The 25,114-nt window shown below is 72.7% G+C and carries 23 protein-coding genes; 15 read left to right on the top strand and 8 right to left on the bottom strand.

Features of this window, described 5'->3' with window-relative positions; all coding sequences use genetic code 11:
* The first annotated feature begins 157 nt into the window (after positions 1-157).
* The 6 genes from P5G50_RS02025 to P5G50_RS02000 all read left to right on the top strand — a co-directional run bounded on the left by P5G50_RS02025 (position 158) and on the right by P5G50_RS02000 (position 8,571).
* Positions 158-1,102, top strand: coding sequence for a sugar phosphate isomerase/epimerase family protein (locus P5G50_RS02025; protein WP_301212697.1), 945 nt, complete (start codon positions 158-160; stop codon positions 1,100-1,102).
* Positions 1,103-1,107: 5 nt separating this feature from the next.
* A complete protein-coding gene (locus P5G50_RS02020) occupies positions 1,108-2,238 on the top strand; it encodes a glycerate kinase (protein ID WP_301230557.1) in 1,131 nt (376 codons plus the stop codon).
* A gap of 653 nt (positions 2,239-2,891) precedes the next feature.
* Positions 2,892-4,298, top strand: coding sequence for an MFS transporter (locus P5G50_RS02015; RefSeq protein ID WP_301210024.1), 1,407 nt, complete (start codon positions 2,892-2,894; stop codon positions 4,296-4,298).
* A 221-nt stretch (positions 4,299-4,519) separates the two neighbouring features.
* Complete coding sequence (locus tag P5G50_RS02010) at positions 4,520-6,595, top strand: DUF6807 family protein (protein WP_301210023.1); 2,076 nt, start codon at positions 4,520-4,522, stop codon at positions 6,593-6,595.
* Between the two features lie 108 nt (positions 6,596-6,703).
* Entirely contained in the window at positions 6,704-7,648 is a 945-nt protein-coding gene (locus P5G50_RS02005; protein ID WP_301210022.1) for a helix-turn-helix domain-containing protein, read from the top strand.
* Positions 7,645-8,571, top strand: a complete 927-nt coding sequence (locus P5G50_RS02000; RefSeq protein WP_301210021.1) for a helix-turn-helix domain-containing protein — start codon at positions 7,645-7,647, stop codon at positions 8,569-8,571. The genes P5G50_RS02005 and P5G50_RS02000 overlap by 4 nt, the downstream gene beginning before the upstream one ends.
* Positions 8,572-8,595: 24 nt before the next feature.
* On the opposite strand, the gene P5G50_RS01995 is transcribed toward P5G50_RS02000, so the two are convergent.
* Positions 8,596-9,933 (bottom strand): low temperature requirement protein A, encoded by a 1,338-nt coding sequence (locus tag P5G50_RS01995; RefSeq protein WP_301210020.1) that lies wholly within the window; start codon positions 9,931-9,933, stop codon positions 8,596-8,598.
* 144 nt (positions 9,934-10,077) lie between these two features.
* Between P5G50_RS01995 and P5G50_RS01990 the strand changes: the two genes are divergently transcribed.
* Entirely contained in the window at positions 10,078-11,064 is a 987-nt protein-coding gene (locus tag P5G50_RS01990) for an NADP-dependent oxidoreductase (RefSeq protein ID WP_301210019.1), read from the top strand.
* Here P5G50_RS01990 and P5G50_RS01985 read toward each other — a convergent pair.
* Together P5G50_RS01985 and P5G50_RS01980 are read right to left on the bottom strand one after the other, a co-directional pair.
* Positions 11,061-11,753 (bottom strand): SDR family oxidoreductase, encoded by a 693-nt coding sequence (locus P5G50_RS01985; RefSeq protein WP_301210018.1) that lies wholly within the window; start codon positions 11,751-11,753, stop codon positions 11,061-11,063. The genes P5G50_RS01990 and P5G50_RS01985 overlap by 4 nt on opposite strands.
* Before the next feature lie 43 nt (positions 11,754-11,796).
* Positions 11,797-12,189 carry a VOC family protein gene (locus tag P5G50_RS01980; RefSeq protein WP_301210017.1) on the bottom strand — a complete coding sequence of 131 codons (393 nt, stop codon included), beginning with the start codon at positions 12,187-12,189 and terminating at the stop codon, positions 11,797-11,799.
* Positions 12,190-12,431: 242 nt separating this feature from the next.
* Between P5G50_RS01980 and P5G50_RS01975 the strand changes: the two genes are divergently transcribed.
* Entirely contained in the window at positions 12,432-12,863 is a 432-nt protein-coding gene (locus P5G50_RS01975; protein ID WP_301210016.1) for a hypothetical protein, read from the top strand.
* Positions 12,864-12,869: 6 nt separating this feature from the next.
* Here P5G50_RS01975 and P5G50_RS01970 read toward each other — a convergent pair whose 3' ends face one another.
* Complete coding sequence (locus P5G50_RS01970; RefSeq protein ID WP_301210015.1) at positions 12,870-14,294, bottom strand: helix-turn-helix domain-containing protein; 1,425 nt, start codon at positions 14,292-14,294, stop codon at positions 12,870-12,872.
* A 130-nt stretch (positions 14,295-14,424) separates the two neighbouring features.
* Here P5G50_RS01970 and P5G50_RS01965 point away from each other — a divergent pair, with 130 nt between their 5' ends.
* On the top strand, positions 14,425-15,522 hold the full coding sequence (locus tag P5G50_RS01965; RefSeq protein ID WP_301210014.1) for an alcohol dehydrogenase catalytic domain-containing protein: 1,098 nt from the start codon (positions 14,425-14,427) through the stop codon (positions 15,520-15,522).
* Positions 15,523-15,574: 52 nt separating this feature from the next.
* On the top strand, positions 15,575-17,008 hold the full coding sequence (locus P5G50_RS01960) for an APC family permease (RefSeq protein WP_301210013.1): 1,434 nt from the start codon (positions 15,575-15,577) through the stop codon (positions 17,006-17,008).
* A gap of 78 nt (positions 17,009-17,086) precedes the next feature.
* On the opposite strand, the gene P5G50_RS01955 is transcribed toward P5G50_RS01960, so the two are convergent.
* Positions 17,087-18,190 (bottom strand): ABC transporter permease, encoded by a 1,104-nt coding sequence (locus tag P5G50_RS01955; protein ID WP_301210012.1) that lies wholly within the window; start codon positions 18,188-18,190, stop codon positions 17,087-17,089.
* A 104-nt stretch (positions 18,191-18,294) separates the two neighbouring features.
* Between P5G50_RS01955 and P5G50_RS01950 the strand changes: the two genes are divergently transcribed.
* Positions 18,295-18,900, top strand: coding sequence for a TetR/AcrR family transcriptional regulator (locus tag P5G50_RS01950; protein ID WP_301210011.1), 606 nt, complete (start codon positions 18,295-18,297; stop codon positions 18,898-18,900).
* Positions 18,901-18,907: 7 nt separating this feature from the next.
* Here P5G50_RS01950 and P5G50_RS01945 read toward each other — a convergent pair whose 3' ends face one another.
* Both P5G50_RS01945 and P5G50_RS01940 read right to left on the bottom strand, forming a co-directional pair.
* Complete coding sequence (locus P5G50_RS01945; RefSeq protein ID WP_301210010.1) at positions 18,908-20,377, bottom strand: MATE family efflux transporter; 1,470 nt, start codon at positions 20,375-20,377, stop codon at positions 18,908-18,910.
* A 58-nt stretch (positions 20,378-20,435) separates the two neighbouring features.
* A complete protein-coding gene (locus P5G50_RS01940; RefSeq protein WP_301210009.1) occupies positions 20,436-20,861 on the bottom strand; it encodes a MarR family winged helix-turn-helix transcriptional regulator in 426 nt (141 codons plus the stop codon).
* Between the two features lie 76 nt (positions 20,862-20,937).
* Here P5G50_RS01940 and P5G50_RS01935 point away from each other — a divergent pair, with 76 nt between their 5' ends.
* Positions 20,938-21,876, top strand: coding sequence for a hypothetical protein (locus tag P5G50_RS01935; RefSeq protein WP_301210008.1), 939 nt, complete (start codon positions 20,938-20,940; stop codon positions 21,874-21,876).
* 16 nt (positions 21,877-21,892) lie between these two features.
* A complete protein-coding gene (locus P5G50_RS01930) occupies positions 21,893-22,261 on the top strand; it encodes a DUF2200 domain-containing protein (protein WP_301210007.1) in 369 nt (122 codons plus the stop codon).
* Positions 22,262-22,332: 71 nt separating this feature from the next.
* Here P5G50_RS01930 and P5G50_RS01925 read toward each other — a convergent pair whose 3' ends face one another.
* Positions 22,333-23,592, bottom strand: a complete 1,260-nt coding sequence (locus P5G50_RS01925; RefSeq protein WP_301210006.1) for a nuclear transport factor 2 family protein — start codon at positions 23,590-23,592, stop codon at positions 22,333-22,335.
* Between the two features lie 217 nt (positions 23,593-23,809).
* Here P5G50_RS01925 and P5G50_RS01920 point away from each other — a divergent pair, with 217 nt between their 5' ends.
* A complete protein-coding gene (locus P5G50_RS01920; protein ID WP_301210005.1) occupies positions 23,810-24,325 on the top strand; it encodes a CGNR zinc finger domain-containing protein in 516 nt (171 codons plus the stop codon).
* A 1-nt stretch (position 24,326) separates the two neighbouring features.
* On the top strand, positions 24,327-25,079 hold the full coding sequence (locus tag P5G50_RS01915) for a hypothetical protein (RefSeq protein WP_301210004.1): 753 nt from the start codon (positions 24,327-24,329) through the stop codon (positions 25,077-25,079).
* The last annotated feature ends 35 nt before the right edge of the window (positions 25,080-25,114 follow it).

The raw sequence follows: 25,114 nt of genomic DNA, 5'->3' as shown, positions 1-25,114 counted from the left end.
CCTTCGATTGCCCGGAGCCGGCCGCCTGCCTCCGCCGGGATCGGGGTGGAGTCGTGACCGCCGCCGGGGCGCGTCTCTCGTTCACCGGGGTCCTCGGCTGCATGCGGCCGATCGCACGCCGCTGGCGCGGGCTGCTCGCGGTGAACGGGGTGGAGTCGTGACCGCCGCGCACCCCCGCCTGTCGATCAACCAGGCCACGATCAAGCACGCGAGCCTCGCCGACGCCCTGCGTGCCACCGGCGACGCGGGCGTCCCGGCCATCGGGCTCTGGCGCGAGCCGGTGGCCGAGGTGGGGCTGGCGGAGGCGGTGCGGATGGTCGCCGACTCCGGGCTCCGCGTCTCCAGCCTGTGCCGCGGCGGGTTCTTCACCGCCCCTCCCGGACCGGAACGCCGCGCAGCGCTCGACGACAACCGGCGCGCGATCGACGAGACCGCCGCCCTCGCCGCCGCGGGCGCTCCCGGCTCGGCGGCCGTCCTCGTGCTCGTCGCCGGCGGCCTGCCCGCGGGGTCGACGGACCTCCCGGGGGCGCGCCTCCGCGTCGCCGAGGCCATCGCCGAGCTGGAGCCGGAGGCGCGCGCCGCCGGCGTGACGCTCGCCATCGAGCCGCTGCACCCCATGTACGCCGCCGACCGCGCCGTCGTGTCGACCCTCGCGCAGGCGCTCGACCTGGCGGACCCGTTCCCGGCGGCGTCGGTCGGCGTGGCTGTGGACACGTTCCACATCTGGTGGGACCCGGACGTCCTCCCGCAGATCGCCCGCGCCGGCGCCTCCGGACGGATCGCGACATACCAGGTGTGCGACTTCTTGACGCCCATCCCCGCCGACGCACTGCTCGCCCGCGGCCTGCCCGGCGACGGCCACATCGACTTCGCGCTGCTCACGGAGGCGGTGGAGGCGACCGGCTACACCGGCGACGTGGAGGTCGAGATCTTCAACGCGGACCTCTGGGCCGCGCCGCCCGTGGAGGCGGTCGCCCGCACGGTGGAGGCGTTCGGGCGGTATGTGCCGCTGGGGGAGCGCGGAGGGGCCGGTGAGGGTGAGACCGGTGCGGCTGCGTCCGTCGCCGCCGGACACGCCGCGAATCCGGCCGTGGCAGGCTGAGGCGTATGGACGAGGACGCCGCGGACACCGACCGACACCCTCTCCGTGTGGTCATCGCCCCCGACTCCTTCAAGGGCACCGCCTCCGCCACGGAGGTCGCCACCGCCCTGGCCGACGGCTGGCGCGACGCCCGCCCCGCGGACGAGGCGGTCTTGGCGCCGATGGCCGACGGGGGAGAGGGGACCCTCGACGCCTTCCTTGCCGCCGTCCCCGGCGCCTCCCGCCGCCCGGTGCGCGTCACCGGACCCGCAGGCGCTCCCGTCGACGCGGCGTGGGTGCTGCTGCCGGACGGCACGGCAGTGGTGGAGCTGGCAGCGACCAGCGGGCTGGGGCTGCTGGCCAGGGACGGTTCCGAACGTCTCCTCCCGCTCGACGCGCACACCCTCGGCTTCGGCCAGGCGATCGGCGCCGCCCTCGACGCGGGCGCCGAGCGCTTGGTGCTGGCGATCGGTGGCAGCTCCTCCACGGACGGAGGCACCGGCGCCCTGACCGCGCTCGGGGCGCGGTTCCTCAACGCGGCGGGCGAGCCGGTGCCGCTCGGCGGCCGGGGCCTGCGCGACATCGCGGAGGTCGACCTCTCCGGAGTGCGCGCGCTGCCGCCCGGCGGGGCGACGATTCTGAGTGACGTGACCAGTCCGCTCCTCGGTCCACTGGGCGCCGCCACCGTCTTCGGCCCGCAGAAGGGCGCCGGCCCGGCCGAGATCGAGAAGCTGGAGGCCGGACTCGCCGCGCTGCTGACCGTGGTCGGCCGCCCCGACTCGCCGGGGGCGGGTGCGGCGGGCGGAACCGGCTACGGCCTCCTCGCCTGGGGAGCGGAACTCGCCTCCGGCGCCTCCGCGGTCGGCTCGGTGATCGGACTGCCCGCCCTCATCGCCGACGCGAATGTCGTCATCACCGGCGAGGGCCGCTTCGACTCACAGTCGGCGGCCGGCAAGGTGCCGACCTACGTGGCCGAGCTCGCGCGCGCCGCGGGCGCGTCGCCGCTGCTGGTGGCGGGCTCGCTGGCGGCCGACCCGGACGGCTTCGCCGCCGCCGTCGCCCTCGACCGGCTCGCCGGCGGTGCCGCCGCCGCGATGGCGGCGCCAGCGCGCTGGGCGCGCGCGGCGGCCGCCGCGCTGGCGCGCGCCGCCCGCTGACGCGCCGTTCGTAACTCCGGAGTTCAGACCCCGCGCGACCGAAATGTCCGGCGCAACCGGCCGACGCGCCGAGGACGCGCCGCGGTCTCCGTGGTTACGGACATCCACCACGCCGGCGAAACGGCGCGCGATCCACCTGGCCTTCGGCCGCCTATGGGCGGCCACCTGGCCTTCGGCCGCTACCCGACCTTGGGCCGCGGGAGAGGCCGCCACCTGGCGGCCTCCGGCCGCGCTATCGGCCGCCCTAACAGCAGACGTCCGCGTCTCCTCGCCGCGTGCCCTACCTCCACTGCGCGCGCCTCCCGCCGCTCCCCGCTCCCCGCCTCCCGCCGCTCGGCGGCCCGCCGCCCCGCGCCTCCACCACTCCAAGCACCCCGCCACGCGGCCGACGCCAGCCGCCCCAACTCCGGACACCCAAACCGCCACGCCGCAAGAACGCGGCCAACTCCGGAATCCGCCCCGCCCGCAGCCACATCCTCCGGAGTAGCGCACCACCACCTCCAGCGCCCCGAAATGCATGCAATCTCCCGCATCCGCACCCCGAGTCTTGACACCTGAATCGATCCAACCTAACCTTGTCCCAACCATACGGAAAGCGCTTACCAACGAGCGCTCCGTTACCATCCACTAGTCGACGACGACAGGAGATGACGATGCCCGACAACGGCGTGACATCGGCGGACGAGCGGCGCATGCCCCGGCGGGCCGCCATCAGCGGCTGGTTCGGCAGTGCGCTCGAGTATTACGATTTCGCGGTCTACGGGTCAGCGGCGGCGCTGGTCTTCCCGCAGATCTTCTTCCCCAGCGAGAGCCCCGCAGTGGCGCTGATCGCCTCCCTCGCCACCTACGGCGTCGGCTACGTCGCGCGCCCGATCGGCGCCTTCGTGCTCGGCAACTTCGGCGACAAATACGGCCGCAAGCGCGTCCTCGTGTTCGCGATGATGCTGATGGGCATCTCGACCCTCCTGGTCGGCCTGCTGCCCACCTACGCGCAGGTCGGCGTGCTGGCGCCGATCCTCCTCGTGGTGCTGCGGCTCATCCAGGGCTTCGCGGTCGCGGGCGAGCTCGGCGGCGCGAGCGCGATGATCGTCGAGCATGCTCCGGAGGGGCGGCGCGGGTTCTTCACGAGCTTCAGCCTCCAGGGCACGCAGGCCGGCAGCATCCTCGCGTCGGCCAGCTTCATCCCGCTGTCGACCTTCCTGTCGCCGGAGGCCTTCCAGGCCTGGGGCTGGCGCATCCCGTTCCTGCTCAGCGTCGTGGTCATCGTCGCGGGCCTGATCATCCGGACGCGGGTGGAGGAGACGCCCGCCTTCCTCCGCGAGGAGAAGCAGGATCGTGTGCCCCGCGTCCCCGTCGCCCAGCTGTTCCGCGAGAACGGCGGCACGGTCTTCCGCGCGGTCTGCATGGGTCTCGCCAACGTGATCGGCACCACGGTCGTGGTGTTCGGCACCGCCTACGCGACGCAGCCGGCCTACGGGGTCGGGATGAGCCCGTCCGTCTACCTCTGGATCCCGGTGCTCGCCAACATCGTGGCGATCATCCTGATCCCGCTGTTCGGGATGCTCTCCGACCGCATCGGCCGCCGCCCGCTGATGATCTTCGGCCCGCTCGCCGCCGGCCTGCTGTCGTTCGCGTACCTGTTCGTGGTCAGCACGGGCAACGTGGGGCTGACGATCCTGCTCGCCATCCTGATCTTCGGCGTGCTCTACCAGATGTGGAACGCGACCTTCGCGAGCTACTTCCAGGAGCTGTTCCCGACCCGCACCCGCGTCACCGGCTTCGCCGTGTCGCAGAACATCGCGCTGTTCCTCACCGGCTTCCTGCCGAGCATCTTCACCGCGATCGCCCCGCCCGGGAGCTCGTCGGTGCCGCTCATCATCGGAACCGCCACCCTGGTCCTGTCGCTCGTCTCCGCCGCCGCCGCGTGGCGTTCGCGCGAGACCGCCAAGCTGGGGCTGGACGCGCTCGACCAGAAGCACCCGTCCGGTACGCCGGCGGCCGACGGCGTGGCCGAGACCGTGCCCGGCGCAACGCCCGACGCGCGGACGAGCCGGGCCTGACCCGGCGGGCGCGACACCCGCGCACATGCCACAGGGGTCCCGACACGCCGCCCGACACGCACCGGAACGGCGTGTCGGGACCCCTGTGCCGGGAGACCGGCCGCACGGGCGGAGGGGCGACCAGACTGGTCGATAAGGTCCCCTGGACCCGGCCTCTCGACCCGGCCCCCCGCGGGGCCGCTCGAACACTGCCCGCCCACCCGACCAGAAGGGAAGCGCCCATGACCGACCAGCCGCCCGCCCGCATCGCCCTCGTCGGCGCGCACGGCTTCGGCGCGGTCCACCGCCGCAACCTCGCCCGCCTCGCCGGCCTGGGCCGGGCCAGGCTCGTCGCCGTGGCCGACCCCTCCCCGCTGCACCCCGGCGAACTGCCGGAGGGCACGCGGGCCTACTCCGACCTCCCCGCCCTCCTCGAGGGAGAGGCCGACCTCGACGTCGTCATCGTCTCCACGCCCCTCCACACCCACTTCGACCTGGCCGAGCGCGTGCTGGCCTCGGGCGCCGACCTCTACCTCGAGAAGCCGCCGGTCACCTCCCTCGCCCAGCTCGCGCGGCTGCGGAACGCGGCGGAGGAGGCGGGGAGGCTCGTGCAGGTCGGCTTCCAGAGCCTCGGCTCGCAAGCGCTGCCGTGGCTGCGCACGGCGATCGCCGACGGGAGCCTCGGCGACGTGCGGGCGGTGACCGCGGTCGGCGCCTGGACCCGCGACCGCGCGTACTTCTCCCGCTCCCGATGGGCGGGCCGCCGCACGCTCGACGGCGTCGACGTGGTCGACGGCGTGGTCACCAACGCCCTGTCGCACGCAGTCGTGACAGCACTGGCCGTCGCCGGGGTCCGCCGAGCCGAGGAGGGGATGCGCGTGGAGGTCGACCTCCACCGCGCGAACCCGACCGAGAGCGACGACACGAGCGTCGTCCGGGTGCGCCGCGCCGACGGCCGCCCGGACGTCACCTGCGCGCTGACGCTGTGCGGGCCCGAGGAGGCCGAGCCCTTCATCACGGTGCACGGGTCGGAGGCGTCGGCCACCCTCCTCTACGTGCTCGACGAGGTGCGGGTGGAGGGTGCGGACGGCTCCCACGCGCACCGCTTCGACCGCACCGACCTGCTCGAGAACCTGCTCGACGCCCGCGCGGGCAGCGCCGAGCTGCTGAGCGCGCTCGCCGACACCGAGGCCTACATGACGGTGCTGGAGACGGTGCGCACGGCTCCCGACCCGCACCCGATCCCGGCGGCGTTCGTCGACCGCGTCGGCGAGGGGCCTGCGGAGCACCTGGTCGTGCGCGACATCGAGCGCACGCTGCTGCGCGCGGTCACCGCCGAGGCGACCTTCACGCAGCTCGGCGTGCCGTGGGCGGTCGACCGCGCCGGCCTCGACGCCGACCCCCTCCGCCTCGGCCCCGACACGATCGCGCACGCCCGCACCGGCACCGACCTCGCCGCCTCCCTGTCGCCGCGCCCCTACCTCCACCCCGTCCGCACCCGGGCCGGCGTCGCGCTCACCGATCACCTCCCGCTCGACCACCCCTGGCACCTGGGCGTGGGCGTCGGGCTGCCCGATGCGAACGGCGCGAACCTCTGGGGCGGCCCCGATTACGTGCCGGCGGCAGACGCGTCCGGTTACCGCTGGCGCCGCACGCATGGCAGCGCGGCCCTCCTCGACACCCGCTGCGAGCCGGGCGCCCTCACCCAGCACCTCGCCTGGCGGGACTCCGCCGGCGCCGACCTCCTCCACGAGACGCGGGAGTGGCGGTGGGAGGAGGTCGACGACCGCTCCTGGCGCCTCCGCCTCCACTTCTCCCTCGACGCTGCACGCGGGCCCGTCGAGCTCGGAAGCCCGGGCGCGAAGGGGCGGGAGGGCGCCGGATACGGCGGTTTCCTCTGGCGGTTCGCGCCGTGCAAGGGCATCGACATCCGCACGGCCGACGCGGCGGGCGAGCACGCGGTCAACGGCTCGCGCTCGCCGTGGCTCCTGTGGCGCGCGACCTTCGACGGCGCGCCGGCCAGCCTCCTGTTCACCGCGCCGCCGGAGGGCACCGCGCCGCCGGAGAGCACCGCCCCGCCGGAGGGCACCGCCCCGCCGGAGGGCACCGCACGCCCGGAGACCACCGCATCCCCGGACACCACCGACCCCTGGTTCGTCCGGTCCGCCGAGTATCCCGCGGTCGGCTCCGCCCTCGCCTGGGACGCCCCCGTCACCGTGCGTCCGGGCGAGCCGCTGGCCCGCACGATCGACGTGGTCGTGTGCGACGGCTGGCTGGAGCCGCCCCGCACTCTCCGAAGCGCCCACGAGCGCTCCTAGGAGTCCGCTCCAAGACCCTGGCGGACCGCAGCCCTCGGGTTTAGTGTTCGCAGCACCGACGTCCTCTCCGCCGTGCGGAGCGGGCCCCGGCGAATACCAGGAGTGGCGATGGACACCTTCCACTGGCGGCTGGAGGCCGTCCAGGCCGACGAGGCCGAGGAGAGTCTCCGGCGCATCTCCCCGCACGCCCGCCTCGCCCGGGAGGCGGATCCCCGCTACCGCCTGAGCATCGACGGCGACGAGCGCTTCTCGATCGCACGCCTCCAGCTGCAAGGCGGCCTCTCGGGCGAGAACGAGCCGGACGAGACCATCACCATCCCCTACGCGCTGTCGGGCATCGTTCGCTGGCGGGTGGGCGACGAGACGGGCGCCGCGAACCTCCCGTGGCTGCAGGGCGTCGACCGGCCGACCGAGGTGGAGGTGCCCGGCGCGATGCAGGAGGTCGTCGCCTACCTGCGCAAGGAGCCGCTGCTGCGTCTCGGCCGCGCCCTCTACGGCGACGACACCTTCCGGCTCGACTTCGACGGCTCCACGCCGATCTCGGAGGAGCGCGCGAACTTCCTGGCCGCGACGCTGCAGTACGCGGACCAGCTCGCCGGTTCGTGGGCGTTCGAGGAGCCGCTCATCCGCTCCACCCTGTACCGCAACATCGCGATCGGCGTGTTCGAGACCTTCAAGCTCCGCGGCGATCCTCCTGCGCGGGCGATCAGCGCCGAGGGGAGGCTGCGGCGCTACCGCGTGGCGACCCAGTTCATCGACGACCACGCGTCCCTGCCGATCACGCCGGAGGACGCCGCCGCGGCCGCCGGCGTCGGCACCGCCGAGCTGGACGGCATCTTCCGCGGCTACTCCCCGCTGGGCCAGTCGGTGGCGCAGCAGCTGCGCCTGACCCGGTTGGCCGCCGCCCACGCCGACCTCGTGCGCGGCGACCCGACGGCGGGCGACACCGTGCGGTCCATCGCGCAGCGGTGGGGCTTCGCCAGCCCGAGCGAGTTCGCCCGGCTGTACCGCCAGACCTACGACCGCAACCCGCGGTGGGTGCTCGACCGGTGATCCTCGAGGAGGACGTCCGCACCGCCGACCCGGGGGAGGCCGCGGCACTGATCGGCCGCATGTACCGCCGGGTGCGCCTGATCGAGGGGGAGGGTCCGTTCGCGTTCCGGCAGGCGGTGTTCGGCGACGACCGCGTGACGGTCGCCCGGTTCGACCTGTCGTCGCAGACGGAGGCCGTGGTCGACTTCGAGGTGCTGAGCGTCGGGGAGCGGGCGGCCGGCTCGTACCGCGCGACGACCAACGGCGACGAGATCCCGGCGGACGGCCCGTTCCTGTTCCGCCCGGGGGAGGTGCGGTCGTGGTCCGACGACCTGCGGCTCACGCTGGTCAACCTGCGGCTCGACGTGCTGGCCCACTACGCGACCGGTGACGGTGGCAGCTCGGCGCGGCTGCGCTTCGAGAACGTGGCGCCGGTCTCCCCCACGAGCGCCGAGCACTGGCGCCGGGTCAGCGCGTACGGCGAGCAGGTCCTCACCGAGCCCGAGCTGCTCCACAACGACCTCATCCGCACGGCGACCAGCGACGCGCTCTACGTGGGCGCGCTGACCTCCTTCGCCATCGTGGTGGCGGGTGCGGAGGTCCACGACCGGGAGAGCGGCGCCCCCGCCTCCCTCCGCCGGGCGGTGCGGTTCATCGAGGACAACGCGCAGCGGGCGATCGGCGTGCGCGAGATCGCGGAGGCGGCGCGGATGAGCCCCCGCGGCCTCCAGGACCTCTTCCACCGCCGCCTGGGCACCACGCCGACGGCCATGCTGCGCCGGGTGCGGCTGACCGGCGCGCGCGAGGAGCTGTGTGCGGGCGACGCGGGCGCGACCACGGTGGCCGAGATCGCCCGGCGCTGGGGCTTCGTGCAGCTCAGCCGCTTCTCGGCGGCCTACCGCGCCGAGTACGGCGAGAACCCGCGCGAGACGCTTCGCGCCTGAAGGGCACCGTGCTGCGCCCTCGACTCAGGCCGCCTCCCCCTGCGCCTCCCCGTCCTGCCGCCACGCCCGCATCGTGTGCCGGTAGCCGACGATCTCGTGCCCGACCACCTCCACGATCGCCCCCAGCGCGACCAGTCCGACGACCGTGCTGAGCGCCGTCAGGTCGCCCGGCCGCTCGAGGTCCAGGGGTTCGCCGGGGTGCACGAGCGCACCGACGACGACGGCGAGCACGAGCGGCGCCAGGGTCAGGGCCAGCAGCGGGAGGTGCGTCCCGTCGAAGGCCCGCAGCAGCACGCTCCAGGTCAGGAAGATCAGCACGATCGTGAGGGCGAGCGGGACCGCGAGCGCGAGCGCGATCCCCAGCAGCGAGACCCCGCCGTGCTCCAGCGCGATCGTCGTCAGGTGCAGCCCGGCGCCGATCGCCGCGATCGAGCCGAACAGGGCGAGGTGCGCGTACCGCCAGGCGAACGTGCGCTGCGGTCTCCGCTCCAGCACCGTCCGCGACGGCACGAGGAAGTACGTCCACCAGACGGATGCCGCCATGACCAGTCCCGAGGAGGCGATGAGCACCGCCTCCACCGTCCACCCCTTCTCCTGGGTGAGCGCCCCGACCGCCGCCGTCGTGCCGGCGATCACCTCGCCGATGGTGATCAGGGTGAGCAGCGCGAACCGCTCGGCGACGTGTCCGGCGTTCCAGGGGGAGTACCCGAACCTGCGCGCCGCCACGACCGGTCCGATCATCTCGGCCAGTGCGAGCGCGACGAGCAGGACCACGGTGACCCCGGTCGGCAGCGGCAGGATCGCGGTCAGCAGCCAGCCCACCTGCGCGACCGCGATCATCACCACGTACGAGAGCGCGATCCCCCCATGCCGCGGGTCCTGCCGTGCGGCGCGCGCCCACAGCACGATCAGCGGCACGCGCATGACGATGTAGCCGATGACGAGAAGGAGGTTGTTGGGGCTCTCCCCGTGCGCCGCCGCCTCGAAGCTCACCGGCAGTCCGTAGGTCAGCACGATCACGCCGACCATCTGCACGATGGTCGCGAGCCGGAACAGCACGTCGTCGTTGCCGTACGCGGAGGCGAACCAGGTGAAGTTGAGCCATGCCCAGCTGACCGCCCACACCGCGAACGCGTATGCGCCGAGAGCCGGCCAGACGTCGCCGTGGGCGAGCTGCTCCGCGAGCTGGTCGGAGGCCGCGGCGAAGGCGACGACATAGGTCAGGTCGTAGAGCAGCTCCAGGGGTGTGGTCGCGCGCCCGCGCTCGCCGGGATCGCGCCCGGTCATCGGCCGGATCCGGTGCCGGAGCTCCTCCAGCATCCGCGACCGGACCTCCGCTGACTCGCTCGAGGGCGCACTCACGGGCAGAGTCTGCCGCACCGCGCGGGGCTGGGTCCAGAGCACGGCATGCGCCAGTCTGAGAAAACAAGGTAGATAGTAGAGAATCTCGCTTGGCTAGGTATAGCGTCGCTGGCACACGCAACTGGAGCGGTGAGGAGGCCGGCGATGAGCAAGCGCGACGAGATGACGGTCATGAAGTACGACCGCAACGGCGGCACCGACGTCCTGACGGCGCAGACCCGTCCTCTCCCGGTCCCGGGGCCGGAGGAGGCGCTGGTCGAGGTGATCGCTGCGGGCGTCAACCACATCGACGGCTTCATCCGCAGCGGCCGCGAGACCGCCTGGGCCGACGAGCCCTTCCCGCGCGGCTCGGGCAGCGACTTCGCCGGCATCGTGGTGACCGCCGACGCGGCCGGCCGGTTCAAGCGCGGCGAGGAGGTCATCGGGCACGTCCGGCAGGGGGCCCACGCCACGCACATCGTCGTCCCGGTCGCCGCGCTCGTGCGCAAGCCGCCGCACGTGGCGTGGGAGGTCGCCGGCGGCCTGTTCCTCGCCGGCGTCACAGCCCTCGACACGCTCGACGACCTGCGGATCGGCCCTGACGACACGGTGGTCATCTCGGCGGCGGCCGGCGGCGTCGGGAGCATCGAGGCCCAGCTCGCCAAGCACCGCGGCGCCCGGGTGATCGGCACGTGCGGCGAGCGCAACTTCGACTACCTCCGCCAGCTCGGGATCCGGCCGGTGACCTACGGCGAGGGCATCGCTGAGCGCATCCGCGCCTTCGCGCCCCTCGGCGTCACGGCGCTGATCGACAACTTCGGGCAGGACGGGCGGGCGCTGGCCGACGAGCTGGGCGTCCCCGCCTCCCGGTACCGGTCGAGCGAGGACCGGCGCGACACCGAGCTGCGCCTGCTGCAGGACGACCCCGCGTCGATCGCGCACGCGACCGCCCAGCTCGAGCGCGTCGCCCGGCTCGCCGACGAGCGCGCCTTCACGCTCCTCATCTCCGGCTACTACCCGCTCGACGACATCGCGACCGCCTACGACGACCTGAAGAATCTGCACTCGCGCGGCAAGATCGTGCTCGGCACCCACCCGGTGACGACGTACCGCACGCTCAAGGCGCGCGACGTGCACGAGGCGCGCGACTAGCGGCGTCGCATCGGTCGCACGCTCAGCGACTCCACCGTGCCGGAGGCGGGGAGGTCGACGGCGGTGCGCACGGCGGCGGCGACCATCTCGGGCGTGATCGTGTAGGTCGTGTCGTAGTCGTGGCCCTCGCGCGCCACGAGCGCCCGCTGCATGTCGGTGTCGACGCGGCCCGGGTGGATGCTGCTGACGCGCACGCCGTGCGGCCGCTCCTCCTCGCGCAGCGCGTCGGTCAGGGCCCGCAGCGCGAACTTCGACCCCGCGTACACGCCGCCGCCGGGCCCGCTTGTCAGGCCCGAGCCGGAGTTGATTGCGACGACCAGCCCCTCCGCTGCGCGCAGCGCCGGGAGTGCGGCACGGGTGAGCGCAGCCACCGCGAAGACGTTGACCTCGAAGACGTGCTGCCACACCTCCGCGTCGGTGTCCGCGATGGTGCCGCCGTCCTCCACCCCCGCCGAGTGCACGAGCACGTCGAGTCGCTCGGGGAGCGCGGGGAGCGGCCCGTGCACCAGATCGGCAACGAACCCCTCGGCCGACGGCAGCGCCGCCACGACCTCCGCCACCGCCCGCTCGTCGCGGCCGCCGACGAGCACATGATGGGTCGCCCCCAGCTCGACGGCGATCGCGCGGCCGATGCCGCGGGAGGCGCCGGTGACGAGGGCGACGGGACGGGTGGAGGCTGCGGTGCTCATGCTCCGAGCGTACGCGGAGCGGGAGGGCGGCCTCCTCCTGCGCCTACCCCTCGGCCTCCCCGGGCCGGTACGACCCGAAGCTCCACTCCCGCCCGCCGGGGTCGAGTACGCGCGCCCGCCTGCTGCCCCACCCGGTGTCCTCGGGCGGATGCACGCTGACCGCCCCGGCGTCGATCGCCCGCCGGTACAGCCCCTCCACGTCGTCGGTCACGAGGTAGACGCCGACGCCGGTCGAGTTCCCGAGCAGCTCGGGCACGCGATAGGGCGCGTCGTCCGAGGCGACCATGAGCACGAGATCTTCGCGCACGGCCTCGCAGTGCATGATGCGCCCGTCCTCCCCGGGGATGCGCTGCGTCACATGGAAGCCCACGGCCTCCAGCCAGCCGATGACGGCCCCCGCGTCGTCGTAGCTCAGGTACACGGCGGATGACGGCATGCTGCGCCCCTCCCGGTCGAGGATGTGCGGCTCAGTGTAGGGAGTGGGGTGGGGCGCGGGGAGACCCTCGCCCTGACGCGGACCGCGCCCCGAGGTCCGATACGCTGCCATCACCCAGGATGGAGGCGCCGACGGCGAGAAGTGCAGTCGCCGCGGGTGCGAGGAGACTGGTGAGAGAACCGGCCGGGAGTGGCGATCGTGATCGCGTGCGACTCAGGCCGCACCCTTTGGTTCGCTTCGGGATGCTCATTCCGGCCGCGGCGGTCTCTTATGCCTCGCTGACGGTGTTGGCAACGGAACCACGCGTCGAGACGCTGGTTATCGCCCTGCTCGCAGTGGTCCCCTCTGCGGCCGGAGCAGCGCGGTGGACCCTTCTCTCCGGCGCGCGGCTCGACGGTGCGACGCTGGTCGTCCACGGCCTGTTGTGGAGCAGGCGCATCCCACTGTCATCCATCCGCCGGGTCAGCAAAGGGTACGCCGCGGTGTATTGGGTCACGAAGGCAGGCCGTCGACGGGTCACGCCGTTGACGCCGTTCTGGAGCAACCCGCGTCCCGTGGAATTCGTCACCCAGTACAACAGCCGCATGATCAACGCGATTCGCTCCTGGTTCCGAGACGCCCAACGCGGTCGAGGACCGGGGGTCGGTAGCGACGGGTCCGGACCGACGGGTTGAGCCTCCTCACCCCGCCATCGCCCGCAGCGCCAGCCACGCCGCCGCGCGGTCGTCCGCATCGGCGAGCGAGAGCCCGAGCAGCGCCTCCACCCGGTGGATGCGGGCCGTGAGGGTCTGGCGGTGGATGCCGAGCCGGTCGGCGGTCGCGCCCCACGCGCCGTTCTCGGCGAGGTAGGCGCGCAGCGTCTCGGTGAGGTCGCCGTGGCGGCCGGCGGTGTCGCGGAGGGGGTCGAGGAGGTGCGCGAGGCGGCGGGTGTCGGCGGGGTCGAGGCGGTCGAGCACGAAGCGGATCGTGGGGATGCCGCGGTAGCGCACCACGCGGCGGCCCTCGGCCCGCGCCGCCTCGAGAGCGTGCCGGGCCTCGTCCGCGCCGCCGGCCAGCGCGTCGGTCGATGCCGGCGTCCCGAGGCCGAGGAACAGCGCCGACGAGTACGCCTCCACCCGGGCCGCGAGCGCGTCGGCGTGGTCGTCGCGGACGAACCCGGTGACCGTTCCGCGGCTCTCGGTGAGGATGTGCGCGGCGCCCAGCTCGTCCAGCCAGTGCGACACGAGCCGCTCCACCTCGACCGACGCCGACCGGGCGGTGAGGGCGAAGGCGGTCAGCGAGCTCTCGTGCACGCCCCAGGCCTGCAGCAGGGAGCGCGCCGGCTCGCCGCCCGCGAGCAGCGCCTCCACCATCACCGCCCGCCCCAGCCGCTCAGTTCGGCTCGGGTCGTCGGTGCGCAGCAGCAGGTCGAGCAGGGCCGCCGCCTGCGAGCCGAGTTCGCGCGCGCGGCTCGACGAAGCCGTGCGCGGACTGACCACCAGGCGCGCCGAGAGGTCCTCGTCGGCGCCGACCGCGTGCACCTGGAGCGCGCGATGCCGCACGCGCACCGGGCGGCCGAGCGCGACCGCCCGGGCATCGTCGACGTGGAGGCCGCCCGCGCCCGCCGTCGTGATCACCTGCCCGTGCCGGTCGAGCAGCACCGCCCAGCCGTCGATGCGGTGGGCCAGCTCGGCGACGACGCCGGAGACGCCGCCGCGCCGGGCCGCGAGGGTCAGCACCTTCATCGCGGTCGTCACGGCGCGGTCCTCGGCGGCCTGGTCCACCGCGAGCAGCGCGGTGAGCACGGGCGCGAGGAGGTCGTCGGAGGGCTCGGTCGCCACGATCGCGGTGACCCCCGCGCGCTCGATGGCCCGGGTGACGGACGCGTCGCCGCCGTGCGTGACGATGACGGCGCCGCGGAGGGAGTCGGTGCGCGCGTCGCCCGCGTCCAGCGCGGCGGCGACCCGGCGGCCGGGCACGACGACGACCGTGGCGAAGGCGGGATGACCAACGAGCGTGAACTCGTCCAACCCGACGACGGCATCAACCCTCATCCCGGCATCGAGCGCGCCCTCGATCAGCCGTCCACCGAGGGGGCGGACAAGGGAGGCGACGTCGCGGGTCATGCGTCAGAGTGTACGGATTGTCGAATCAGTGCCGTGAATCCACACATTCGGTGAATGACAGCGACGGAACCGCCTCCATAGCATCGAGCGAGATCGCAGCACCGCCCGCACCATCGCACGAAGGAGTCCCATGAAGGCCGTCGTCTTCGCCGAACCGTCCGCCCCGATCGCGTTCACCGACGTCGAGCTCGCCGCCCCGCGCGCCGGCGAGGTGCGGGTGCGGATCGCCGCCGCCGGCGTCTGCCACTCCGACCTGCACGTGAAGCGCGGCGAGTGGGACGCCCCGGCCCCGCTCGTCATGGGCCACGAGGGCTCCGGCGTCGTGACCGAGCTCGGCGAGGGCGTGACCTCGCTCGCGGTCGGCGACCACGTCGTCCTCAGCTGGGTGCCGCCGTGCGGCGAGTGCCGCTACTGCCGCTCCGGGCACGAGGCGCGCTGTCAGAAGGTCGCCACCGTCGTCGCGCCCAAGGGCGTGCTGTTCGACGGCACATCCCGGCTCTCGCGCGACGGCGAGCCGCTGCACCACTACCTCGGTGTCTCCTCCTTCGCCGAGGAGGTCGTGGTCCCGGCCTCCGGCGCCGTGAAGGTCCGCGACGACGCACCGCTCGACGTGATCGCGGTCGTCGGCTGCGCCGTCGCCACCGGCGTCGGAGCGGTGCTCAACACCGCCGCCGTCGAGCCCGGCTCCACCGTCGCCGTCATCGGCTGCGGCGGCGTCGGCCTCAACGTCGTGCAGGGCGCGAAGCTCGCCGGCGCCGAGCGGATCGTCGCCGTCGACGTGCTCGCCGACAAGACCCAGATGGCGCTGCAGTTCGGCGCCACCGACCGCATCGACGCCTCGCAGGCCGACGCGGTCGAGCAGCTCTTCGAGCTCATCCCCGACGGCGTCGACTACGCGTTCGACGCGATCGGCCGCACCTCCACGACCGAGCAGGCCATCCGCATGCTCGGCCTCGGCGGCGCCGCGGTCATCGTCGGCCTGCCGCCGACGGGCGCGAAGGCGTCGTTCGAGCCGCTGGTGCTGGCGGAGGCCGACCAGCGCATCCTCGGCTCCAACTACGGCTCGGTGCGCCCCTCCATCGACATCCCCGCGCTGGTCGACCGCTACATGGACGGCCAGCTGAAGCTCGACCCGCTGATCTCGGGCCGGCGCCCGCTCGCGGAGGCCGCGGAGGCCTTCGACGACCTCGAGAAGGGGTCCGTCCTGCGCACCCTGCTCATCCCGTAACGCCGCACCACCCCGCACGCCCCCGAAACCCGTACCGACTCACTGGAGAGCCATGACCACCACCCAGAACCGGGCAGCAGGCCCGACCGACGCCGGCCTGCGCCGCGGCGTCATGAGCGGCCCCGAGCTGGCCGCGCAGGCGATCGCCAACATCGCGCCCAGCGCCGTGATCGCCTTCACCGCCATGTCGATCTTCGTCGGCGCCGGCAACGGCACGATCTACTCGTTCATCCTGGCGACCATCGTCATCCTCTGCGTCGGCTACTGCGTGGTCGTCTTCGCCCGCAAGCACGCGTCGGCCGGCTCGCTGTACACGTACGTGGCGAAGGGCCTCGGCCCGACCGGCGCCTACCTCGCCGGCGTGACGTTGATCATCGGCTGCTGGGGTATCGCGGCGGGCTCGCTCGGCGGCTCGGTCGCGTACTTCAACCAGTTCCTCGCGCTGCTCGGTGTGCCGGCGGGAGGTGCGGGCTGGTACATCGGCCTCGCCATCGTCCTCGGCGGACTCGCGACGCTGTTCACCATCCGCGGCATCCGTCTGTCGGCGCGTGTGTCGCTGGTGCTGGAGCTCGTGTCGGTGACGATCATCACCATCCTGCTCGTCGCCGCGCTGATCTGGGCCGGCCCCGCCGCCTGGGATCCGGCGCAGGTCTTCGCGCAGGGCGCCCCGTTCCAGGGCGTGGCCGCCGGCATGGTGCTCGGCATCCTCGGCTTCGTCGGCTTCTCGTCGGCGGACGCCCTCGGCCGCGAGGCGAAGAACCCGTACACCGCCATCCCCCGCGCCATCATGTGGAGCGCCGTCGTCGTCGGCGTGCTCTACGTCTTCGCCGCCTACACGCAGATCGCCGTGCTCCACGACGACCTCGCGACCAGCGCCAGCCCGCTCGAGGACATCGCCGCACTGATCGGCATGCCCGCCTGGTTCGGCCCCGTGCTCACCTTCGGCGTCGGCGCCTCGTTCTTCGCCGTCGTGGTGGCCCCGCTGAACGTCGTCGGCCGCGTGATCTACGTCATGGGCAAGGAGGGTGTGGTGCCCGAGCGCTTCGGTCGCACCCACGAGCGCCACCTGACCCCGCACCGCGTGCTGCTCGTGGCCGGGCCCGCCGCGATCGTGCTCGATGTCATCCTGCTCGCCATCGGCTCCGACCCGATGGACATCACCGTGTGGGTCGACACCTATGGCACCTACGGCTACATGGTCGCCTACGCGCTCGTCGCGATCGCGTGCATCGTCTACACGCGCCGCGCGGGCATCCCGAACAAGCTGGTGTGGGTATGCGCTGTCGTCGCCGTCGCCGCCATGGCGTACGTCTTCTTCGCGAACGTGTGGCCGGTGCCCGCGTTCCCGCTGAACGTCATCCCGTACCTGTTCCTGCTGACGCTGGTCGCTGCGGTGGCGTGGTTCGCCTACCTGCGCAAGCGCCGCCCGGAGGTCATCCAGAACATCGGCAACACCGAGACCGACGCGCTCGAAGGCGTCGGCTAGGCGCTGGCCGCATCAAGCCGCCCGCGCCGGCCCTTTCCCCCAGGGCCGGCGCGGGCGTTCCGCGTTCAGGGGGAGGCGTCACGCCGCCGCCTCGCTCACCTCCTGGTTCCGGAAGTGCCCCGCGAGCATGGCGACGACGCCGACCGCGCCCCAGGCGGCCAGCACCAGCCACGGGAAGGCGGCGTTCGCGTCCGGGAAGTACGACAGGTCGCGCAGCAGCGAGACCGACGCCCCCGGCACGAACCACTGGCCGATCTCGCCCCACGGTCCCGGCAGGAACTGGAGGGGCTGGGCGGCGGACGCCAGCGGGTTGCCGATCAGCATGGTCAGCACGGCGCCGACCGCGATCCCCACCCGGCCGAGGAGGGCGTTCATCCCGACGATGAAGGCCGCGGTCGCGAACATCGAGAGCGAGACGGCGGCCGCGTTCAGCCAGTAACCGCCCTGCAGGATGCCGAACCACCCCTGCATCACCCCCGTCACCGCGAGCCCGGTGACGACGGCGTAGGCGGTGACCGCGGCGAGCCGTCGCCAGCTGCCGGCGACGAGGATCGAGATGAGGATGCCTCCCAGCATCCCGCCGAGCACCAGCGGGAAGGCCGACGCCGTCAGTCCGACTCCGCGGGCATCCGTGGAGGCGAGCGGCACCACGTCGGTCACCGGCACCTGGATCGTGGGGGCCTCCGTTCCGGCGGGCGCCTTGCCCGCCGCGATCGCCTGCTGCACGGCGGCGTCGGCCTGCTGCTGGGCCTGCGCCTGCAGCTTCCCGGCCACCTGGCCGAGCAGCTGGCTGACGACGGCGCCGTTCGCGGAGGCCGTCAGCACCTCCGGCTTCTCGCCGAGCACGATCGCGCCGTAGACGTCGCGCGTGCGGATCAGCTCGACAGCCGCCGCCCGGTCGTCGACCCCGGTGACGGCGAAGGCGTCGTCCGCGGCGGTGTCGAGCTGCTTCTCCACGGCGGTGACGGCGGCGGAGGGGCCCGCGACCGCGATCGGCAGATCCTTGACCGACGAGGTCACCGTCGGCCAGAGGAAGGCGAGCAGCACGGTGACGACGACGGCCGCCGCCGCGACGGCGAGGCCGAGCGCGCGCGCCCAGGGGGTGTGCGGAGTGGGGGATGCGGGCGAGGCCGAGGTGCGCACCTCCGCAGCTCCGATATCGGTCCGATCGATGGTGGCCATGGCTCCTGCTCCTTTAAAAACGAATACTCGTTCTTTATGGTGGGGGCCCGATCGGCTATTGTCAAGAACGATCATTCTTTTTGTCACCGGCGACGGGAGCGCGCATGCCGAAGGTCACGGACGAGCACCGAGCCGCCCGGCGGCACCAGATCGCGCAGGCGGCCCTCCGCTGCTTCGCGCGCTCCGGCTTCCAGCAGGCGTCGATGGCCGACATCATCGCGGAGTCCGGGCTCTCGGCCGGCGCGATCTACGGCCACTACAAGAGCAAGGAGGAGCTGGTCGAGCTCGCGGTCTCCGAGGTGCTCGACGCCCGCTTCCTCGACGTGGCCGCGGCGCGTCGGGCGGAGCCGATGCTCGAGCCCGCCGCCCTGGTGCGGCTGCTGGTCGACGGCCTCAGTGCGCAACTGGGCGACAACCTCCCGCTGCTCATGCAGATCTGGGGCCAGGTGCCGATCAATCCGCGCCTGGGCGACATGGCCGAACGCGTGGGCTCGCGCATCCGCGGCTTCTTCCGCGACTACCTCGCCGACTGGTACGTGGAGGGCGTGGGCCTGCCGCGCGCAGAGGCCGAGACCCGCGCGCAGGCCGACGCGACGCTCTACATGGGCATCATCCAGGGCTTCGTGACGCAGTCCGTCCTGTTCCGCGACTTCGACCGCGAGGTGTACCTGGAGGCCGTGGCGCACATCGCGCCGCCCGCGCGCGGCTGACGCCGGGTCAGCGGGCGGCGGCAGCGGGGGAGGCTTCCGCACCTTCCTCCGCACCTTCCTCCGGACCCTCTTCCGCCAGCGCCGCCTCGGCCGCCTCGACCGCCGCCGCCGACGGCGCCGCCGTCAGCGCCCGCCGCGACGCCAGGAACAGCGCCGCCCCGAGCGCGAACACCAGCACCTCCGTCACGGTCATCGCCCAGATCAGCCCGCTCATCCCGAGCAGTGTGTTCATCGCGAGCACGACGGGGATGAACAACACGCCCTGCGCGACGGACATGATCGTGGCGTTGCGCATCTGCTCGGTGGCCTGGAAGACCGCGATCATCAGCCCGGTGAAGCCGTTGAACAGCGTCGAGACGAGCATGGCCGTGAGAATGAGCGTGCCGTCCGCGATCAGCGACGGGTCGGCGCTGAACAGCCCGAACACCTGGTCGCGGAAGAGGAACACGGCCGTCGAGAACACGGCCACGATCCCGGCGATGGCGACCGCGCTCCCGACGATCGCCGAGCGCAGCCGAGCGTGGTTGCGGGCGCCGTAGGCGTAGGCGAAGAGCGGGATCGCGCCCATGAAGACGCCCATCGCGATCATCTCCGGCAGCTGCGAGATCCGCAGGGCCACACCCATTGCGGCCAGCAGCGCGTCACCGTAGGCGATGGCGAGCCAGTTCATCAGCAGGGTCGTCACGATCAGGAACGACGACAACAGGAGCTCGGAGGCGCCGACGCCGAACACAGTCTTCAGCATCTCCCGATCGGCGCGGAAGAACCGCGGCGCGAGCGACATGACCGTGCTCCGGCGCGAGAGCCACCACACGTAATAGCCGACCGTGACCAGGTTCGACAGGCCGAGAGCGAGACCGGCGCCCAGCACGCCCCAGCCCAGCAGCAGGATGAACAGCACGTCGAACAGGAGGTTCGCGATGGTGGAGGCGATCAGGCCCGTCATCGAGGCGACGGCCGCCCCCTCCGCGCGCACGAGCTGCTCCAGCGCGAACGCGGCGACGTAGACCGGCGTGAAGGCGCACATCGCGCCGATGTAGAGCGCGGTCGGCGCGAGGGAGGCTCCCGTCGCCCCGACGAGCATGGCCAGCGGCGTCGCGAACACGACGCCCAGCGCGCCGATCACCGCGCCGGCGGCGAGCGAGCCCCACAGCGTGAAGGCGGAGATCTGGCGGATGCGTGCGGAGCCGGCGGCGGCATCCGCCCCCGGCTGCTCCTGCGATCCGAGCAGCCGCGAGATGTACGTGCCGCCGCCGACGCCGAACACGCCGCCGATCGCCATGAGCAGGGCGAAGACGGGCAGCGAGAAGGTGAGTGCGGCGAGCAGGGGAGTGGAGTGCAGCGAGCCGACGAAGCCGGCGTTGATGACGTTGTAGACGCTGCCGACCGAGAAGCCGGCGATCATGGGCACGCACAGGTGCACCAGCGAGCGCCAGATGGGCGCCGAGGCGAGGTAGTGGCGGTTGGATGAAGACATGACGGCACCTCCGTTCCGGTGAACGGCTTTGAGAAGACGATGGAGGGGGAGGCCGGGCTCAGCCGGCGGCGACGACCCGTTCGAGCAGGGCGATCAACTGATCCTGCTCGGTGGCGTCGAGTGCGGAGAACAGTTTCTGCTGCTCCGCGGACATGGCGTCGTCGAACCCGGAGACGACGCGCGCGCCCTCGTCGGTGACGCGGACGATCTTCACGCGCGCGTCGCCGGGTGACGATGCGCGCGTGATGTAGCCTCGCTCCTCCAGCCCCTGCAGGAGGCTGGTGACGCTGGCCGGCGTGGTGCCTGACATCTCCGCGAGCTCGCGGGCGATCACGTCGCGATCGCGGTTCTGCTCGAGGTAGCCGAGGGTGAATGCCTGCTGCCGGGTCAGTCCGCTGGTGCGCACCCAGGCCTCGGCGGCGTCCCGCCCGGCGAAGGCGACGGCGCGGATCAGCTCGGTCAGGCGCTCGGTCCTCGATGTCATGGTTAGAACTCTAATAGTTAGAAATCTAACTGTCAATGCCCGGCGACGATCCGACGACGGCATATCGTGTGTTGTCGTGACGGCAGATCGCACCGACCCGCGCAGCCTCCCCCAGCTGCTCGCGGCCTCCACCCGCCCGCTGCGGAGCCTGCTCGCCGACGACCGGCTGCGCTGGTGGGGCTTCGGCGTCGTGACCGTGCTCGGCTGGATCGCGATCGCCCTGTGGCTGGCCGCCGTCGACCCCGCCGTCTCGCCGGCCGACGACTCCATCGGGTTCCTGCTGCTCGTCTGCGGACTGGTCGGCACCGGTCAGGCGTTGTTCGTGCTGCCGCTGCAGGGCGACCAGGGGAAGGGCCCGCGGCCGCGCCGCCGCCCGCGCAAGCGCCGCGGCAGGCAGACGCAGGGCACCTGGCTCCTGCGCTGGTGGCAGTGGTTGCTGCTGATCGCGGCGCATGCCCTGATCGTGATCGTGCTCGCCGTGACCCTGATCCCCCAGGCCGGCGACGCCTGGCTCGAAGCGGTCTTCGACGTCCTGTTCCTCGGCGGCCTCGTGTGGATCGTGGCCCCGCTCGGCGTCTTCACGATCCTCGTGGTTCTCGGCCTGTTCCTCGGCCTGGTGGTCGTCGGCGTGGCGCGCGTGCACGCCGGCCTCACGGCGCCGGAGGGGGCTGCACTCACCCGCGCCCGCGCGCTGTCCGGAGGCGCGGCGATGCTCGGCACGGCGCTCGCGCTGGTGTGCCTCGTCGCGGCGATCCCGTTCATGGGGCTGCACTTCCATGGCGGCAAGGGGGCGGGGCTCGTCGCCATCGTCATCCTGCTGCTGGAGGCCGTGCGGATCGTGCCGGGACCTCCCGGCTGGCTGCACGAGCTCGACCGCGACGGCTACTTGCTGGGCGTCGTCGCGATCGTGCAGTACGCGACGTTCCGGCTGTGGGGGCCGCGGATCTGGCGGGACGCGCCGCACGCCTCCACGCCGTCCGCGCCGGACGACGGCCTCCCGCCCGCGCAGGCCTGAGCGCTACCCTGTCGGCATGTCCGAGCGCATCTTCCACATGCCCTTCGCGAGCGTCTACCCGCTGTACGTGGCCAAGGCCGAGCGCAAGGGGCGCAGCAAGGAGGAGGTGGACGAGATCATCCGCTGGCTCACCGGCTACGACCAGGCGGGTCTCGACGCCGTCATCGACGCGGGCACCGACTTCGAGGGCTTCTTCGCCGCGGCGCCGAGGCTGAATCCGAACGCCTCCCTCATCACCGGCGTCGTCTGCGGCGTGCGCGTCGAGCAGATCGAGGACCCGCTCATGCAGCGCATCCGCTGGCTCGACAAGCTCGTCGACGAGCTCGCGCGCGGCAAGAAGCTGCAGTCGATCCTGCGCGCCGGCGCCCCGCTCCCATCGAGATGACGCAACACGCCGCCTCGCCCGGGGGCGAGACGGCGTGTCGTGACAACCGGTTCCGGCGGTGAGGGTCAGGGTCAGTTGAACGTGACCTCGACCTTGTCGTCGGCGATCTTGATGTCGGCGCTGATGTACCCGGCCTCACCGGTCAGGCTCTCGGTACCGGGGTTTCCGCTGTAGTCGGTGCCCGTCATGGTCGCGCTGAACTTGCCGGCGCCGATCTCGAACTCGTACAGCGAGTCCTTGCCGCCCACGGTCACCTTCGGCGACTCGTCCACCTTCACCGCGACCGTCGACTTGGAGGTCGACAGGTTCGCCGGGTAGCTGAGCTCGATGCCGCAGTCCTCGACGTCGTAGAAGTTCGTCTGCTTGGCGCACGCGGCGTAGTGGTCGTCGACCTGCTTCTGCACCTCGGTCAGGTACGCCTGCGACGGGGTCAGCTCCAGGCTCTTCAGCTGGTAGGAGTCGGCGGCGACCGTCAGGGTGGGCTCGCCCTTGATCTCGTAGTACTTGTTCGGCGCCGTGATGGAGTAGACGCCCGGGTAGGCGACGAGGTCGTTGTCGCGGGAGGTGATCGACGACGACGCGCCCGGCACCGAGTACCCCGGGATGGAGGAGGAGACGAACGGCAGCTGGTAGCTCAGGCCGCGGCTGACGTACCAGCCCTTGTCGTCCTTGTCGAGCTCGATGGTGCCGCGGTACGACTTGCCGTTGAGCTTGTACGTGACGGTGGCCTGCGTGAGGTCGCTGCTGCGGCTGGTGAGCGTGCGGCTGACGACCGGCTTGGTGATGTGCTCGGCTTCGCCCAGGACGTCGTCGGTGAGGAGCCGGTTGGCGTCCTCGTCCGTGTCGACGCGGGCGAGCTTGTTGGCCGCGGTCGCGTTGCCCTTGGCGATGTCGTTCAGGTAGTCCTGCGCGACCGACTTGGCGCCGTTGCCGCCGAGGATGACCGTGAACAGCAGGATGATGCCGACGACCACCAGGACGACGAACGCCGCCGCGCCGCCGATCACCCACCACACCCAGGGCTTGACGCGACGCTTCGCGCCCGGCGCGGGGGCGTACGGGTTGGGCTGGCCGGGCTGGGCGCCGTAGGGCTGGCCCGGGGTGGCGCCGTACGGCTGGCCGGGCTGCTGCTGGCCCTGGTACGGCTGGCCCGGCTGCTGGCCCTGGTAAGGCTGCTGCTGCGCGGTGTCGTACTGCTGGGCCGGCTGCTCGGGTGCGGCGGGCTGCTCGGGTGCTGCCGGCTGCTCGGGTGCGGCGGGCTGCTCCGCCGCGGGCTGCTGTGCGTCCTGCGCGTCGTTCTGGTCGCGCGCAGGCGTGTTCGGATCGCTCAAGTGGTTCCCCCTGGGGTCGCTCTGGTGAAGATGCTCCGCCAGACGCCCCGGACGAGGGGCTCGACGGCGGGCGACACAAACGATAACAGCCGTCTGGAATCCGCTCTATGGGGACCTCTCCCCACCAAAACAGGGCACGCGGAGGGAGCAACGCGCTACCGATGCAGCCCCCAGAACGCCCACGGCGACACTCCCACGAGCCGCTCCCCACGACTTCGTGAACACAGTGGAGTACCAGGTGGACGAGGAGGGATGGGTCACCCCCGGCGACCTCGGCGCCTGGCTGCGCGCCCGGGACCTGCTCGACGGCGCCGGCGACGACGCCCCCACCTCCGACGACCTCGCCCTCGCCCTGACCATCCGCGAGGGCCTGCGCAGCGTGCTGGCCACCCACGCCGGCCACGACGCCGACACCGCGGCGATCGCGCGCCTCGACGACGCGCTCGCCGAGCTCCCGGTGCGCGTGTCGTTCGCCGCGGCGGACGGGTTCGGGCTGCTCCCCGCGAGCGGGCGTCCGGTGCGCCGGGCGCTGGCCCGCGTGGTGGAGGCCGTGCGCGCCTCCACCGAGGAGGGCACCTGGCCGCGGCTCAAGGTCTGCGACCGCGACTCCTGCCGCTGGGCGTACTACGACTACTCCAAGAACCGGTCCGGCCGCTGGTGCACGATGGCCGGCTGCGGCAACGCCGTGAAGATGCAGAAGGCGCACGCCCGCCGGTCGGGCGGCGCGGCGTAGGTTGGGCGGCGTCCCGATAACGGAGGTCATCCTGGAGCCCGCCCTCGACCCGTTCTCCGCGGAGGGCCGCCTGGCCCGCTCCGCCGAGGAGCGTGAGCGCATGCGCCGCTCCCGCTACCACCTGGCCACGTCGCGCGTGCTCGTGCAGGTGGACCCCGCCGATCCCACCTCCTTCGCGGGCATGGTCGCGCCCGACGGCACCACGTACCTGATCGCCGTGACGAACACCGACTTCATCCCGGTCGTCTGGAGCGACCCGGCCGGGACGACGCTCGCGATCGGCATGCCGGACCTCCTGCGGCACAGCAACCCCGCCCTCCCCATCGGCATCGACCCGTTCTGGGAGGACCCCATCACGATCTGGCCGCAGGACCGCGCCGCGCTGCTCGACTGGGCGCAGGCCTTCCCGACGCAGCTGCAGCAGCCGGCCGAGCTGGAGGTGCTGGCCGACGGCGAGCTGGTGCCGTGGCGGGCGGAGTTCCTGAAGCGGCTGCAGGAGGAGCGCCTCCGCGCCCGGGTCTGGCTGGTGAAGACGCGCATCCTCCCCGACGCGGACCAGTGGGTGACGGTCGTCATCGAGGGCAGCCCGCCCGACGTCGTCCGCATCGGCGACCTCGCCATGCAGGCCGCCGCCGCGACCGGAACCGAGGAGTGGATCAACACCGCCCGCTGGGAGGTGCTGGGCGGCACAGTCCCCGGCTACGCGAAGAAGTTCCTGAAGGCCCACGGGGAGACGCGGCTGCTCGACCGCTGAGCGCGGTCATCCTCCAGGAGGACGCGAAGGGGCCG

This window comes from Leifsonia williamsii (assembly GCF_030433685.1).
Classification (GTDB): Bacteria; Actinomycetota; Actinomycetes; order Actinomycetales; family Microbacteriaceae; genus Leifsonia; species Leifsonia williamsii.
The sequence above is the reverse complement of the archived record's forward strand: the minus strand, read 5'-3'. Positions and strand labels throughout refer to the sequence as shown.